The organism is Chamaesiphon sp., from assembly GCF_041738855.1.
Taxonomy (GTDB): Bacteria; Cyanobacteriota; Cyanobacteriia; order Cyanobacteriales; family Chamaesiphonaceae; genus Chamaesiphon.
This window is the reverse complement of the sequence record NZ_JBGSPA010000006.1, coordinates 1-14,952: the sequence shown is the minus strand read 5'-3', so window position 1 is coordinate 14,952 and position 14,952 is coordinate 1. Positions and strand designations below refer to the sequence as shown.

The following is a 14,952-nucleotide window of genomic DNA, read 5'->3' as shown; positions in this document are numbered from 1 at the left end:
ATTTCACAAAAGTCTGTCTATTTTATTGCTGAACACTCACGTTTGAAAGCCTCTGCAACTTCTTCAGACGACGGTTCTTGTCCATTCTGGCGAACAAATAACATCGCCAGTGCTGTAATATAAGCCTCTCCAATTGCGGTAGTAAAGGTTGCCGCCGTAACCGCTGAAATAGCACCACCAGCAATAGAACCAAGACCAGGAATTAACTTGAGCAGATTAGATGCAATATTACGTACTGCAAACCTTTCTCCTGCTCCAATGATAATGCTACCTATAACTGTGTTGAGAAAAGCTCTATCGATTGACAAGCCAAAAGTTGCTGATATACCAGCAAGCATACCGATCTGGATCGGGACAATAGCAACCACCTCAGCAAATGGAATTGGGACGGCTGCTATTCCTGCGGCACTAACTGCTGCGCTCCCAACGATAAGATGAGATTGGCTTTTTTTTTGCTCAAGGTCTACTTTCTGAGCAGCTACAAAAGCTCTCTTTGTTCCTTGTGGAATAACTTGCATTGTTAATTCTACAAGCTCTTTAAGTCCCATCGGCGGGAGAACAATTCCTTCATCTAATTTTTCTGATATTGCTCTGATTCTTACAACATTACTTACTAAAGGAAGTAGTTGTTTGACGGTATCACGAAATCCATTGTCAGATCTTGCCTTCGTAATAACGGCAATAACGGGGATTTGATATCCTACTAACATTTTGATTAGATCTTCTTCTGCTTTTTCAACACGACGAGAATCCTCTGCAATGCAAATCCAGGCAACATGAATATGTTGAGCTGGATGGATGCAGTTAGACCTCTCACGCACAAATTCTCTGAGAGTACCTAATGTTGAAGCAAAATCCGCCATTTCCAATCCACGAGTATCAAAGATCGAAATCGGTATGCCTTCTTTTTTGATTTCTTCTGTATATTTTGTTACAGGACGACCTTGCCCTGTAGTTGCGAAATTCCCTTGAAAGATGGAATTGATAAGTGTACTTTTACTAACTCCAGTACGACCAGCAATTAGAACATTTATGTGGCCACGCTCTTTGAAAGCTTGACGACAAGCTTCTTTTACGCAATCTTCCAAATTAAAATTTGTAGTTACCATCATCGTCATTTCCTGAGCCTAAATTGAGTGGGAAAAGTTCTGCCTTACTTATATTTCCCAATTAAGGTATCAATTCAAACATCCCATTAACGATTGGACAACAAAATCAAAAATTAAGCGATCGATTCATTGATGGGGAACCTGTCAATCAACTGTACCGCTCGTCGGGCATTTGCTTGCAAAGCGGCACTCGCATGTGGCACATAGGGAATTTGCGACAATAGATCGACAGTCCGCCGCAACATCCGCACAATGTCACCCTCATCCAGATTGGTGTTGCTACACAACTCCGTCCACGACGTTTCCAACGCCCAGTGTTCGACAATCCCCACCAGCTCATACTCCATCCAGACGGGGAGTGCCACCTGATAGCGGCGTTGGATCTGGAATAGTTGTCGGCGGGAGCCGCGCAGGGCACTCAACGTCATCACCACTTCATCCGCTGGCTCGTAATTCGTCCAGCTATCAGAACGCGGTGTTTCCGATACCAAGGCACAAATCACCGCCGCTAAATGGTGCGGATCTAATCCATCCAAATAACCAGACATGAGAGCTAGCGCAACCCATAGCTCATTGTCCCCACGAATTGCCGCAGCAGCTTCACCAATTCGCGTCGGAATCACACCTTGCAAACCATTGACTTGGCGCAAGACTTCAATTAAATTGAGAAATTCTTGCCAATGTCGATCGAGTTGAGTCTGGAGTGCATCCTGAAGATCCTGAATCTCCTGTTCTAGTACAGCTTGACGGCGATAGCGTTTGAGTAGCGTCGCGGGGTTGCCCCATTCCCACACCGGATGATTTTCGAGCTTTGTTTCCAGTGCGGCGACGACTTTCACCTGCGCTGTCAATTCAGCGGTTGCTGGCGGCTCGACAGTAGGAATGCTCTGCGCGATTTCTGCCGTCAAGCTCATCCCTTTACGGACTTGTCCAGGCTTTAAGGGCATATCCGCAGGCGGTAACAGCGACACCACTTGCGGTACCCGCTGTTTGCCACCATACTCAGACCAATGTTTGTGAACGGCAACCACATCCTGATGATTGACTACGTACCACCGATTGTCTTGCCCCAAACAGACTAGTGCTGGTTTGTATCCAGATCCAGCAATCTTCGTCACCAGTACAGCGGCGAGGGGTGTCGCTACAGGTACGTGTTTGCCCTTGAGACTGAGGATCGTCCCAGGAAAGGCGGTTGGCAATTGTTTGGTGACTTGTGTTGCTTGAATTTGTTCGGTATAGAGTTGGAGATTTTTGAGCTGATTTCGATCGAGTTTGAGCTGGGAATGACTAGTTTCATAGTCCGCCAACACATCTAGATCGACCTTGTGCAGTGATTCTTGGAGCTGGCTCAATTCTTGCTTGATGTCATTAACTCCCTGCTGTTGAGGGAGCAGATGCAGGGTTTTGGTAAAATGTCCGAAACTGCGTTCGACGAGTTCTCTCGCCTCTTCGAGATTGTGGGTTTGGAGTAGGTTTAAGACCATTCCATAAGTCGGCGTAAATTGACTCACTAGCGGATCGGGTGCCGATGTCGCAAAATCACTCGCTTCCTTGGCACCTTCAAATCTCGTCTGAGTGGCAACTACATAGCCCACCACGTCCTTGCCACGTCGTCCGGCACGCCCTGCCATTTGCAAGAATTCTGAAGCCGTCAGCAGCCGATGTCCTTGGTCTGTCCGTTTGGAGAGACTCGATATCACTGTCGTCCGCGCTGGCATATTAATTCCTGCCGCCAGTGTTTCGGTAGCAAAGACGACCTTGATCAAGCCCATCCCAAATAATTCTTCCACCAGCACTTTCCAAGCTGGCAAAATCCCCGCATGGTGAGCGGCAATCCCCTTATAAAGTGGCTCGACTTGCCCCGCCCGCGCCGCTTCGGGATTCTTGTCGAGAAATTCATCAATGCGGACTTTGAGCCGAGCGGATTCGGCGGGGGTAACTAGTTGCAGCGTTGCCATATCGGCGACGGCTTTGTCGCAACCTCGCCGACTAAAGATAAAGTAAATCGCAGGCAGCATTTCGCGCTCGGCAAGCTTGCTGACGACAAACCCGATACTGGGGATATCTTCAGTTTTGCGGCTGCCAGTGGGGCGATGCGATTTGAGTTTGGGATTGAGTTTGGCAGTGTTGGGATCGAGTAATGGCAAAATCCCCTTGGGATTGACAAAGTGAAACTCCAGCGGGACGGGGCGATAGTCAGAATAGATCAGTTCGGTGCGACCATGAACGGCACTAATCCATTCGGTTAATTGCTTGCTATTGGCAACGGTAGCGGACAGTGCAACGAGCTGGATGTGTGGAGGACAGTAAATAATCGACTCTTCCCAGACGGTGCCCCGCTGCTTGTCATTCATATAGTGGCATTCATCCAATACCACCGCTTCGACTCCCATCATCGACGTCCCAACTTCACCGATGCGGGTACCATAGAGCATATTCCGAAAGATTTCTGTCGTCATCACAACGATAGGCGCATCGCGATTGATGGAGATATCACCCGTGAGCAGTCCGACATTCTCTTCACCAAATTCGGCGCGAAAGTCTCGATATTTTTGGTTGGATAAGGCTTTGAGCGGGGTGGTATAAAATACTCTGCGTCCCTGTCTGAGGGCGCGATGAATGGCATATTCACCCACGAGGGTTTTACCAGAACCCGTCGGGGCACAGACTACTACTGACTTGCCGATGTTGAGTGCGTCTACCGCCTGAAGTTGAAACTTATCGAGTGGAAATGGGAATATCTCTTGTAGTTGTGCGGTAGTAATAGCAGAGGTGGTCATAGCATTTAACTTCACAGACGGTGGCGCGAGTCTAAATTGTGGCGGTAGCTAAGTCTCGATACCTTATAGTATATTCGGAAATTACGGTCGGGCGCGATCGGCTAGCAGTTCGCCAGCAGATGGGCGACAATCGATCGAATTCTCGCCTAACAACAAGAGCTCAGATCGGGTGCCTGTGTTACGCTTGGCGATCGTGTTAAGATCGACTGCAACTTAGATGCTGGGCAAAGCAAGATCTAGACTATGAACTATCGAGATTACATCACGATCGAACCAAATAAACGTAGTGGTAAACCTTGTGTGCGCGGCTTGCGAATTACAGTTTATGAAGTGCTAGAGTATTTGGCTTCTGAGATGACCGAAGCCGAGATCCTCGAAGATTTTCCCGATCTAACGCGGGAAGATTTGAAAGCTTGTATTGCTTATGCGGCAGATCGCGAACGTCGATTTATGGCTGCTCCAATACTTGCATGAAATTACTGTTTGATGAAAATTTGTCACCAAAGTTACCACTGCGGTTAGCAGATATTTTTCCAAATTCGCTGCACGTTCGAGATGTGGGGATGAAAGCAACTGTCGATCCGATAGTTTGGGATTATGCAAAAGACAATAACTTAACGATCGTCTCAAAAGATGCCGATATGCACGACCTTAGTTTGGTGCTAGGCAATCCGCCGAAAGTTATTTGGCTTAGGCTTGGCAATTGCTCTACCTCGCAAGTTGAGGATATTTTGCGTCGGGAATTTGACGCGATTGAGTCATTTTGTTCGGATGATAATTTATCCCTACTTGCTTTATCTTGAGCAAATATTAGCAACTGAAAAATTGAAGATATTTTTCAATCGATAATGACAATCGCAGTTAGGTATGGAGTTACATATCTCTGAAAAAAATGACTGCTAAAGTGTTGATGATGTTAATTTTTAAAATATAAATTAATATTTTAATCGACCTAAATGCTGTCCTTCCAACCAACGTCGGACAATGCTGGGAACAGCAGTGGCTTTTTCACTCCAACAGTTATAGCCAAAAGGTTTTTTGTCAATTTGTAGGCTTACGAGAATTTTTTCAGCATGAAACCTAGCCCTATTTAGTAATGAGGCGGCTGGATAAACTGTCAAAGATGTTCCAACAACCGATGAGCCAGCTCGTTCGTGGAGATCGTCAATATTTTGGGTAATGACAATTACTTCATATTTAGCTTCTAATTCCGCAATTGCTAGATGAGCAGCATTTGGCTGTGCCTTTGCCGCCTGTATTCTACGCTCATTATAAAATTGTAAAACTATTTCTGGATCTGCTTCCCAAGCACTTGGTGTCGCAACATCTTCGATTTTGGATTGATTCCACAATCCGTTACCATCGCGAAATGTGGTTAATCCACTTTCAGCACTGATGCCAGCACCTGAAAAAATGACTACTCGATTTGGATCGATCGGTTGTGACATACTTTATTGACTTGAGATTGGATAAATTGCTCCTACTCTGGCTTGAGGAGAATATTCATGCAAACTACTCACTCTGAGATTTGGAGATATGTTCTCTCAGTCAAGTTATTTTATGATAAGAAACTAAATTGACACACTCTATAAAAGGATATCAGCGATCGATCGCTAGTTACTCATCAGTAGCCATCAATAGGTCTGACAAATTATCAGGGAAATCGCCATTACCAACCATCTTCGTAAACACCTCATAACAATCTCGCTTATACCCAGCCTTGCGTGGATAACCCAACCACAGAATAATCAGAACTTGCCGCTCTTCACTAGCAAAAGCTCTAAAAAATAGCCGATAACGATGCGGTAGCCCCATCCCTTTCATCCTGCCATATCGTCTCAATGAGCCAGTTAAGACAAATTGAGCAGCCATTGAATCTAGGGCGATCTTTTCTTTAATCCCCACCATCACTGCGGCTAAAAGTTTTACCTCGGGATGGGATAGATAATCGGCTGCGGGTAATTCCGTTTTTAACTGTTTTACTCGTTCCCGCAGTTGTCGTCGTTGTTCGCCGAAGAGCTGTCTGTGAAAGTAAATCTCCCAACCATTGCGGATGAGTACGCCCATCAATCGATAACTACTCCCGCTAGCAGTTCATCATCTTCATCTGCCATCTCTGCTGTATATGCTTCCAAATGTTCGGGATTAGTCAGCGCATCCTTGGTAATGAAGTCCAAAAATAGACTCAACATCAGATCCTCTGCATCTGATTCTGGTTCGACTGGCTGTGGTTCTAATCTGACTAGCACGGTATTATCGCTCAATACTTCCGCCCATCCAGTCGCATTTACAAACTGAGGATGATCGCGATAAAAACTAGCGGGTAATCGAAACCCTGCTGCATTACCGATTTTAGCAGGTGCTAATGGATAGGTGGGATTAGTCACGATCGAGCTTGCGTTAATACTCATAGTTATAACATTGTCTGGATAGCATTGGAGAATCGCCCCAAACCCGATATACTAACCACTAGCCGTTCCTCACTCTGCACTAATATATGACTCGTTTCGCACTCCTGAGTGTATCTGACAAAACCGGACTGATTGAATTTGCCCGTCAATTGGTCGAAAAATTTGATTTTGAGATTGTCAGTAGTGGGGGTACCGCTCAAGCTCTCAAAGCCGCAGGGATTACCGTGATGAAGGTGGCTGAATATACGGGTGCGCCGGAAATTTTGGGCGGACGGGTGAAGACTTTGCACCCGAAAATACATGGGGGGATTCTCGCGCGTCGAGATCTACCCGAACATTTAGCAGACCTGGAGCAGCACCAAATCCGCCCGATCGATCTAGTCGCAGTTAATTTATATCCCTTCGCTGCCACGATTAGCAAGCCTGACGTTAGTTTAGCAGACGCGATCGAGCAAATCGATATCGGTGGCCCCGCCATGCTCCGCGCCGCAGCCAAGAATTTCGCTCATCTGACAGTCTTATCCAATCCCGATCGCTATGATGATTATCTAGCCGAATTAACCAAAAATAACGGTCAAGCCTCGATCGAGTTCCGTCAAGCTAGAGCGTTAGAAACATTCCAACATACCGCCGCTTATGACACGGCGATCGCGGGTTATTTGGCAGAGCAAGCAGGGGAAAATCAAAATTATCAAATTTCTGCCCAACCCTTACAATCGCTCCGCTATGGCGAAAATCCCCACCAACCAGCGGCATGGTATCAGACAGGTGCAGTACCAACGGGGTGGACGACTGCCAACATATTGCAGGGCAAAGAACTTAGCTACAACAATCTCGTCGATCTTGAAGCCGCACGGCGGATTATTGCTGAGTTTGGCGATACTCCCGCCGCGACGATTATCAAACATAACAATCCTTGTGGGACGGCGTTGGGCGATACTTTACTCGCGGCATACGATCGAGCTTACAATGCCGACTCTACCTCTGCTTTTGGTGGTATCGTCGCTGTCAATCGCCCTCTAGATGCCGATACCGCTCGATCGATGAGCCAAACTTTCCTCGAATGTATCGTCGCTCCTGAATGTACCCCCGCAGCCGCCGAAGTCTTCGCTGCCAAAAAGAATCTGCGGGTATTAACGCTAGCAGATCTGGCAACTGGCACGAAAGATAATGTCAAAGTTATCGCTGGCGGACTATTAGTGCAAACCGCCGACGAAGCGATCGAAACTACCGTAGACTGGCAAGTAGTGACCACTAAACAACCGACAGCAGCAGAATTACAAGAATTATTATTCGCATGGAAAGTCTGTAAACACGTCAAATCAAATGCGATTGTCGTCACCAAAAATCGCGCTACCATCGGCGTAGGTGCCGGACAAATGAACCGCGTCGGCTCTGCCAAAATCGCCCTCGAACAAGCTGGAACCCAATCCCCAGGTGCAACCCTGGCTAGTGATGGCTTTTTCCCCTTCGATGATTCTGTCCGCACCGCCGCCGCCGCCGGAATTACCGCGATCGTCCAACCAGGTGGTAGTATGCGCGATAACGACTCGATCGCTGCTGCGAATGAATTGGGTATAGTAATGGTGTTTACAGGTGTCCGGCATTTCCTTCATTAGGCTTTAGGCTTTAGGCTTTAGGGATAAGAATTTAGATTCACTTCTAACACCTAGCACCTAACACCTAACACCCAATCCCTAATATCTAACACCTAACACCTAAAGCCTAATACCTAGTACCCCCGTGCAACTTCAAAACGTCATCATCGCTCACAAAGCCGGAGATCGTAGCAGCAAGAATCTTGCCGAAAAAGCTGCCAAACAACTCGAACAACGGGGTTGTCATGTGATGATGGGGCCAAGTGGAGCCAAAGACAACCCGTATCCAGTATTTCTTGCCTCCACCAGCAAACCGATCGATCTGGCGATCGTTTTAGGTGGCGATGGTACTGCACTCACCGCCGCCAGACAGCTCTCTCCCGATGGTATTCCGATCCTGGCGATCAATGCTGGCGGACACCTGGGCTTTCTCACCGAGCCATTGGAACTATTTAATATCGACGCACCAATCGACGGCGAGACGGTGTGGGAGCGACTCACAACCGATCGCTATGCGATCGAGCGACGGATGATGCTCCAAGCGCATATTTATGATGGCGATGACAGAAATGCCGAACCAGATAGCGAGAAGTTCCTCGCCCTCAATGATATGTGCATCAAGCCTGCAGCAGCCGATCGAATGATCACCTCGATCTTGGAAGTCGAAATCGACGGTGAAATCATCGATCAGTATCAAGGCGATGGTTTGCTCGTCTCTACGCCCACAGGTTCTACTTGCTATAACGTCTCTGCCAATGGTCCAATCGTCCATTCTGGCATGGCTGCAATGACTATTGCGCCGATTTGTCCCTTGAGTCTATCTAGTCGCCCGATCGTCATTCCACCTGGTTCTACGGTCAGTATTTGGCCGTTGGGTGACTACGAACTCAATACCAAACTCTGGAATGATGGCGTCCTCGCGACATCGATCTGGCCAGGACAGCGGGTCGATGTGCAGATGGCAGACGCTCAAGCAAAGTTTATCATCCTCCGCGACAACTATTCCTACTACCAGACCTTACGTGAAAAACTGCTATGGGCAGGTTCGCGGATCCGCTACGAGCACCACCATACCCGAAATTAGCCGATGCACCGACTTTGCATAGTGCAAGTCATCCACCATCCACCATCCACCATTCACCATTCACCATCCACGAACAACAGCGTAAAGTCGATCGAGTAGCAAAGAGTATCAATTTGTACCCGATCTTTGGGAGAAATGTTATCTTGGCAACTAGACAGCATTCAATTAATCAACCAAAATCACCACATAGCTCGTAATTACTACAAATTTCAGCAAATTAACGCACGATCGTCGCGTGAAATTAGGTGGGCAAAGCAAAACTAAACAGTTAGACTGTGGATCGAGCGGTAAAAATTATTCCTGGCAATATTCTAAGCCAAGATCTGACGGCTGCCACAGCAGACGATCGGGCAAGGGTAGATCCCCATGAATCGACCTTAGACTCTCGTTGAATATTGCGAACTAAGTTGACTATCTAACCTTTAAAAATGAGTCTGACGTGGTAAAGCGAAAGCGATGCCGATCGTAGCTCAAATTAGCCAGATCTAGATCGACTGTTCGCAAACATTCAGCCTCGATTTAGATATCTTTGACGATCTTTAGCACGAATCTCGATGCTCAGTCCCGCTCCGCCACACCAATGGAGTCTCCTTCGGATTGGCGGTGTTCGACCTGGGCGCAAACTAGTGAATTTCAATTATGAGAGTGATGTATCGATAAATTGACATTTTAATTAACAATCGAAACTGGCAGAAATTTTAATAAGAGCTACAATCAAAAGGGCTTTCCTAAACCTAGGATATGCTCTCGATCGCCGACTATTAATTAGGGGCTGTTCGAGATGAGCAAATCGGCAGGAGTAGCTCCAAGAGACGATCTATTCTCTGACGACTACGCCAACGGGCGATATTGTTAAAAATATGCAAACAACAAATATATTTCTTTTTGAAATATAGTATTGACATTAGTTTATTGTTCCAGATCGGCGTAAGAGGACCCACACATGACCCAGACTAAAGACATGCTCGCAACCTTAACGACTAAAGACTCCGATACCGAGTTAGACGTATTGCTCGATGAAGATGCTGATGACGATTTTGCTGCTGAACCCGACGGTGAATCTGATGTCGAAGACGAGGATGGCAAGCTGGGGAAAGTGAAAGCCTCCCGCCGTCGCGTTCAAACTAAAAAGAAACAATTTACAGAAGACTCAATTCGGCTCTACCTACAAGAAATTGGTCGAATTCGCCTCCTCCGCGCCGATGAAGAAATCGAACTAGCACGCAAGATCGCCGATCTGCTCGAACTAGAGCGGATGCGAGAGAAACTCCTCAATGAATTGGATCGCGAACCTCACGATCGCGAGTGGGCGGAAGTTGCAGCGATGCCACTCAATCAGTTTCGCCATCGGTTATTTCTGGGACGCCGAGCCAAAGATAAGATGGTGCAGTCGAACCTCCGCTTGGTAGTTTCGATCGCCAAAAAATACATGAATCGCGGTCTTTCCTTCCAGGATCTAATTCAAGAAGGTAGTTTGGGCTTGATTCGCGCTGCTGAGAAATTCGACCACGAAAAGGGTTACAAATTCTCGACTTATGCCACCTGGTGGATTCGTCAAGCGATCACCCGCGCCATCGCCGATCAATCGCGGACGATTCGTCTTCCCGTCCACTTGTACGAGACTATTTCGCGGATCAAAAAGACCACCAAATTGCTCTCTCAAGAAATGGGACGCAAACCCACAGAGGAAGAAATTGCTACTCGAATGGAAATGACGATCGAAAAACTGCGGTTTATCGCCAAGTCTGCACAGTTACCGATCTCACTCGAAACCCCAATTGGTAAAGAAGAAGATTCCCGATTGGGTGACTTCATCGAAGCCGATGGCGAAATGCCAGAAGATCAAGTATCCAAAACTTTACTGCGTGAGGATCTAGAAGGCGTACTCGATACTTTGAGTCCTCGCGAGCGGGATGTTTTACGCTTGCGTTATGGTTTGGATGATGGACGGATGAAAACGTTAGAAGAAATCGGTCAGATCTTCAATGTCACCCGCGAACGCATTCGCCAAATCGAGGCTAAAGCTCTCCGCAAACTGCGTCATCCCAATCGTAATAGTATTCTCAAAGAATATATTCGTTAGGTCGATCGATCGCGTATTGCTACCTACTAGAGAGTTTAAGTAGTCAGCTAAGATCCACCATTTGCAAAGATGGTGGATTTTTTAATGAGCGCAACAGCAGTTACCAAGCGGTTTACACAAAAATAAGTAATTTAAATCCCCTACCTTTAAGTAAATCGCTGTCTGTCTTGTCGCGCTATACCTGGAGGGAACCTGGTTGGGTTGCCAACCCAACCAAGAGCGCGCGCCGCAACTGTCAACTATCAACTATCAACTATCTAAAAAGGGAGCCGAAACCAGCGCGCACTGAGATTCTTGAGCCGATCGATCGCACTTGCTGATGGTAATACACCACCAACCTGCTCCCATTTCTCGATTAATTCCAAGCCCAATGGCGTCAACCGAAAACTATCAGTCAAACCTTGTCCATCTACTTCCCGCCGCAACATCCCCACTTGAATCAGCCAGCTAGTTGCCGTCTCGACACTCAACTCTGAGAGCGGGTAGCGCGTATAGCCAGATTTAACGCCCAGATCCCCAGCCAGCTTGGGCACTGACACGCTTTCCCACCGCATTTTGGCAAATAGAGCCAGATGAAAAGGCGCACACCGCAAAGCGATGTCAGCACGCGCGATCGTTTTGGCTGGATAGGAGATAATTTTGCCAGGAGTAGGAGTAGCAACCACGATCGCAATACTAAATAAAAATTACTACATCTATTGTAACGTTTCGGTCGATCGCACCAAGATAAATGGCTGATGATCTCGATCGACTAAGTATGGAAAACTAGGAAAGCGGTGGCAATTAAATTTTCAGCAACGATCTACATCACAGTTGAGATCTCAAATTTGCCATCAGCGCGGTTTTCTTTCAACACAGTCCACTTCACCCACCCAAACGATCGTGTCTAGCGGCGAAACACCCAAAGTCCCTTTTCCGTGGTCGGCATTTTTGAGTCAGCCAGTCTTCAATCACAGACACAAGCTCATTCTCAATCCCACTGTCTTTCAACAAGTATATCAAGTTCGCCTGCTCGAAAGTTGTCTTCAGAAGCAATTGCCATCTACGGGATCTCGAAATCTGAGTAACTAGAACCTTTGTAGATCGAATAAACTGTCTAGTTTTCCCGATCCTAAATCTGCCGCGATCTGTCGCTCCCAATCTTCTTCGAGATCTTCTTGCAACCACTTTGACAGATCGCGAATTCCGCTTTTTGGTAATTGTTCGATCGCTGACTGCACTTCTAATCTAGTACTCAGATCGGGTACGCTACTTTAGTCGCAGGGAAAAACCCGCGCAGATGCTTTGGTTAAGATCGAGGAAGCAATTTCACTATATATCGAAGTTTTACAGAGTCGAGGCGAACCTATTCCCGCTGAGGTTGAGGTTGTATTGGTATGAGTAGGCTGCCTGTGATTTCAGGAGCAGTATCTATTAAAGTATTTGTAAAAATTGGTTTTGTTATAGATCGATAACGCGGCAGTCATGTTATTTTGGTACGAGAAAATCTCCGTATCTCTTAATACTATAAATCAAAGTTCCAGACATAATATCCGTTCGCACAGCGGAAGGGAAACCTAATCGAGCCTACGAATACCCATAATGATTTCTAATCCACTCAGCTAATTCTAATTCTAAGAGTTTACCTGTAGCTAAATCGATCCAGATTTGATACTTCTCTTCATCATAAGCTTGAAGATCGTAGCCATTGAGCTTGAGAAATGTCCGCATTACGATATAGGCAGTTCGTTTATTTCCATCCATGAAAGGATGATTTTTGACAATTCCATAACCATATGCGTCTGCGAGATCTGCAACATCGGGTGGTGACTCAGCATAAGCCAAGAGATCTTTCGGGCGACAGAGTGCGGATTGTAACAACCCCTCATCTCGAATCCCCTCTAATCCACCATGCTCCGCTAGTTGAAGGCGATGAATGGCTATGACTACTTCATCGCGAATCCAAATTAAATCTTGCACGCCACTATTGAGCTAGTTTTCGGAGCAGAGTTCGATCTTCTTGCATTACTGTTTCAGCGACTTTCATTTGCTGGATAAATTCAGGATCGTAGGGTGAAAGTTCAAAGCCGTTTGGTGTTTCCATAACATAGAGGATATCTCCTTGGCTGAAATGATATTTTTCCATTAATTCTGGAGAGAAAATCACTCCCGCAGCATTCCCTACTGTTGTTACTTTTAGACTAATCATGGTTTGTGAGCCTGTAAGACTATCACAAATAATATAACATCGATCTAATCCGTAGACAAACAGATCGACTAGAGCAAAGCGGAGGCTACGCCAACCAGGGTGAACGCACTAAAATGGGGTATGTTGCGATTACCTCCGGTAGGCTACGCCAACGATAAAAACTAGAACAGCTATTTTAATAGTACTTATCAACTAATTGCAATTGTTACAATATCAACTGAAACTAAAATCAAATATGAGATCGTATTAATTAAATTTAATGCAGCAGAAAGCTTGACTAAATATCTTTAGTCAAATTGAGATCGATCGGTAAAAATAAATTACAGAATAGCTTCCAAAACTTCAATTGAATATTCTTCATCAAGTGTCGCTAGAAATCTCTTGCTTCTAATACTTAACTTCCGACTCTTATTTTGACTGATTATATTAACTGCTATATGCCTTAAAACTACAAAATTAGCTGGAGCATTATCCTTTCTGATTCGACTATTATCTTCTTTGAAAGTAACATCAAGTACCTAATGGAGAGAATTTTCTATCGACCAATGACCTCCCAATGACCTCTAATTGCTTCTGCTAATTTCTGAGCATCATTCTCTAAGCTACTAATAAAATAACGGATTTCAATTCTAGTCTTTTCATTCACAACCCGAACTGATTCTACCATACCAATACTAGTACAGAGCGGCACAAATAACCATATGATTAAAAGAGAGCTTTTTTAGCAAAAGTAACATAGCGTATGCCAGTAGGGGAAAGACTCAAAGATGCACCTCGACCTGGAAGTCCAGGCAATTTCACAATGGAGCAAATTACGCAACTATATGCAATCGCCTGTTCCCCGCCAGAGCAATATGGCCGTCCTCTGAGTCACTGGAGTGCGCGAGAGCTAGCCCTAGAAATGGTTGAACAATCTGTAGTCGAATCAATTAGCGAACAACATGTCGGACGATTATTAAAAGAAGCAGATCTAAAACCGCACCAGAGTAACTACTGGTTGACCCCCCCCCGACCATCAATTCACACCGAAAGTCGAAGATATCTGCTCGGTCTATGAGCTAGCTATCCCTAGAGCGATGGAAGGAGAATTAACTTTCAGCCTGGATGAGATGACTGGAATTCAAGCCTTAGAACGGCTGATGCCAGATATCCCGATGAAGCCAGGACGTTGTGTCAAACAGGAATTTGAATACATTCGGTATGGTACTCAAACGTTAATTGCCAGTTTTAATGTCGCCACAGGCGCAATCGCCCTTGCCACGGTGGGCGATACCCGAACCGAGCAGGACTTTGAGGCTCACGTGCGGAAATTGATTGAGCAATCGCCCGATGTCGCTAAATACCATCTCGTTATGGACTGTCTTAACACTCATCAATCTGAAGCATTAGTTCGTCTTGCCGCAAGCCTAGAACCAGAGCCGATTGAGTTGGGTTATCAGGGCAAATCTGGCATTCTCCATTCGATGATTACTCGATCTGAGTTTTTGACAGAGCCTACTCATCGCCTAGTAGTGCATTTCACTCCCAAGCATTGCTCCTGGATGAATCAAATTGAAATTTGGTTTAGTATTTTGGTGCGGAAGCTGTTACGAAGAGGCAATTTTAGCAGTACTGATGCTCTGAAAACTCGGATTTTAGAATTTATAGAGTACTTCAATCGCACAATGGCAAAGCCTTTTAAATGGACTTACAAGGGTAG

General features: G+C 45.9%; 16 protein-coding genes and 1 pseudogene. 8 read left to right on the top strand and 9 right to left on the bottom strand.

Going from position 1 to position 14,952, the window contains the following annotated elements; all coding sequences use genetic code 11:
- Window positions 1-17: 17 nt before the first annotated feature.
- Together ACEW9I_RS00935 and ACEW9I_RS00930 are read right to left on the bottom strand one after the other, a co-directional pair.
- Window positions 18-1,112 (bottom strand): YcjF family protein, encoded by a 1,095-nt coding sequence (locus ACEW9I_RS00935; protein WP_373538502.1) that lies wholly within the window; start codon window positions 1,110-1,112, stop codon window positions 18-20.
- A 110-nt stretch (window positions 1,113-1,222) separates the two neighbouring features.
- Window positions 1,223-3,889, bottom strand: coding sequence for a DEAD/DEAH box helicase (locus tag ACEW9I_RS00930; RefSeq protein ID WP_373538501.1), 2,667 nt, complete (start codon window positions 3,887-3,889; stop codon window positions 1,223-1,225).
- Between the two features lie 243 nt (window positions 3,890-4,132).
- Between ACEW9I_RS00930 and ACEW9I_RS00925 the strand changes: the two genes are divergently transcribed.
- Both ACEW9I_RS00925 and ACEW9I_RS00920 read left to right on the top strand, forming a co-directional pair.
- Entirely contained in the window at window positions 4,133-4,363 is a 231-nt protein-coding gene (locus ACEW9I_RS00925; protein WP_373538500.1) for a DUF433 domain-containing protein, read from the top strand.
- Window positions 4,360-4,692: a DUF5615 family PIN-like protein gene (locus ACEW9I_RS00920; protein WP_373538499.1), complete on the top strand. Its 333-nt coding sequence runs from the start codon at window positions 4,360-4,362 to the stop codon at window positions 4,690-4,692. The genes ACEW9I_RS00925 and ACEW9I_RS00920 overlap by 4 nt, the downstream gene beginning before the upstream one ends.
- A gap of 327 nt (window positions 4,693-5,019) precedes the next feature.
- Here ACEW9I_RS00920 and ACEW9I_RS00915 read toward each other — a convergent pair.
- The 3 genes and pseudogenes from ACEW9I_RS00915 to ACEW9I_RS00905 all read right to left on the bottom strand — a co-directional run.
- A pseudogene (locus ACEW9I_RS00915) lies at window positions 5,020-5,337 on the bottom strand (NAD-dependent deacetylase); the annotation flags it as partial.
- Between the two features lie 169 nt (window positions 5,338-5,506).
- Entirely contained in the window at window positions 5,507-5,956 is a 450-nt protein-coding gene (locus ACEW9I_RS00910; RefSeq protein ID WP_373538498.1) for a type II toxin-antitoxin system YhaV family toxin, read from the bottom strand.
- Window positions 5,956-6,300, bottom strand: a complete 345-nt coding sequence (locus ACEW9I_RS00905) for a hypothetical protein (RefSeq protein ID WP_373538497.1) — start codon at window positions 6,298-6,300, stop codon at window positions 5,956-5,958. The genes ACEW9I_RS00910 and ACEW9I_RS00905 overlap by 1 nt, the downstream gene beginning before the upstream one ends.
- Window positions 6,301-6,386: 86 nt before the next feature.
- Here ACEW9I_RS00905 and purH point away from each other — a divergent pair, with 86 nt between their 5' ends.
- The 3 genes from purH to rpoD all read left to right on the top strand — a co-directional run bounded on the left by purH (window position 6,387) and on the right by rpoD (window position 11,065).
- Window positions 6,387-7,919 (top strand): bifunctional phosphoribosylaminoimidazolecarboxamide formyltransferase/IMP cyclohydrolase, encoded by a 1,533-nt coding sequence (gene purH / locus ACEW9I_RS00900; protein ID WP_373538496.1) that lies wholly within the window; start codon window positions 6,387-6,389, stop codon window positions 7,917-7,919.
- 124 nt (window positions 7,920-8,043) lie between these two features.
- Window positions 8,044-8,982, top strand: a complete 939-nt coding sequence (locus tag ACEW9I_RS00895) for an NAD(+) kinase (protein ID WP_373538495.1) — start codon at window positions 8,044-8,046, stop codon at window positions 8,980-8,982.
- Between the two features lie 943 nt (window positions 8,983-9,925).
- A complete protein-coding gene (gene rpoD, locus ACEW9I_RS00890) occupies window positions 9,926-11,065 on the top strand; it encodes an RNA polymerase sigma factor RpoD (RefSeq protein ID WP_373538494.1) in 1,140 nt (379 codons plus the stop codon).
- Between the two features lie 257 nt (window positions 11,066-11,322).
- Here rpoD and ACEW9I_RS00885 read toward each other — a convergent pair whose 3' ends face one another.
- Window positions 11,323-11,730: an Npun_F0494 family protein gene (locus ACEW9I_RS00885; RefSeq protein ID WP_373538493.1), complete on the bottom strand. Its 408-nt coding sequence runs from the start codon at window positions 11,728-11,730 to the stop codon at window positions 11,323-11,325.
- A 148-nt stretch (window positions 11,731-11,878) separates the two neighbouring features.
- Between ACEW9I_RS00885 and ACEW9I_RS00880 the strand changes: the two genes are divergently transcribed.
- Window positions 11,879-12,136 (top strand): hypothetical protein, encoded by a 258-nt coding sequence (locus ACEW9I_RS00880; RefSeq protein WP_373538492.1) that lies wholly within the window; start codon window positions 11,879-11,881, stop codon window positions 12,134-12,136.
- Here the strand turns inward: ACEW9I_RS00880 and ACEW9I_RS00875 are convergent.
- The 3 genes from ACEW9I_RS00875 to ACEW9I_RS00865 form a co-directional block, all read right to left on the bottom strand.
- Window positions 12,133-12,285 (bottom strand): hypothetical protein, encoded by a 153-nt coding sequence (locus tag ACEW9I_RS00875; protein ID WP_373538491.1) that lies wholly within the window; start codon window positions 12,283-12,285, stop codon window positions 12,133-12,135. The genes ACEW9I_RS00880 and ACEW9I_RS00875 overlap by 4 nt on opposite strands.
- 346 nt (window positions 12,286-12,631) lie before the next feature.
- A complete protein-coding gene (locus ACEW9I_RS00870; protein WP_373538490.1) occupies window positions 12,632-13,024 on the bottom strand; it encodes a type II toxin-antitoxin system death-on-curing family toxin in 393 nt (130 codons plus the stop codon).
- A 4-nt stretch (window positions 13,025-13,028) separates the two neighbouring features.
- The gene (locus tag ACEW9I_RS00865) at window positions 13,029-13,253 is read right to left on the bottom strand and encodes an AbrB/MazE/SpoVT family DNA-binding domain-containing protein (protein WP_373538489.1); all 225 of its coding nucleotides are present in this window, start codon (window positions 13,251-13,253) and stop codon (window positions 13,029-13,031) included.
- Window positions 13,254-13,995: 742 nt separating this feature from the next.
- Here ACEW9I_RS00865 and ACEW9I_RS00860 point away from each other — a divergent pair.
- Together ACEW9I_RS00860 and ACEW9I_RS00855 are read left to right on the top strand one after the other, a co-directional pair.
- Entirely contained in the window at window positions 13,996-14,310 is a 315-nt protein-coding gene (locus ACEW9I_RS00860) for a helix-turn-helix domain-containing protein (RefSeq protein ID WP_373538488.1), read from the top strand.
- Between the two features lie 19 nt (window positions 14,311-14,329).
- Window positions 14,330-14,952: transposase (locus tag ACEW9I_RS00855; RefSeq protein WP_373538487.1), on the top strand; the 623-nt coding region annotated here is incomplete at its 3' end.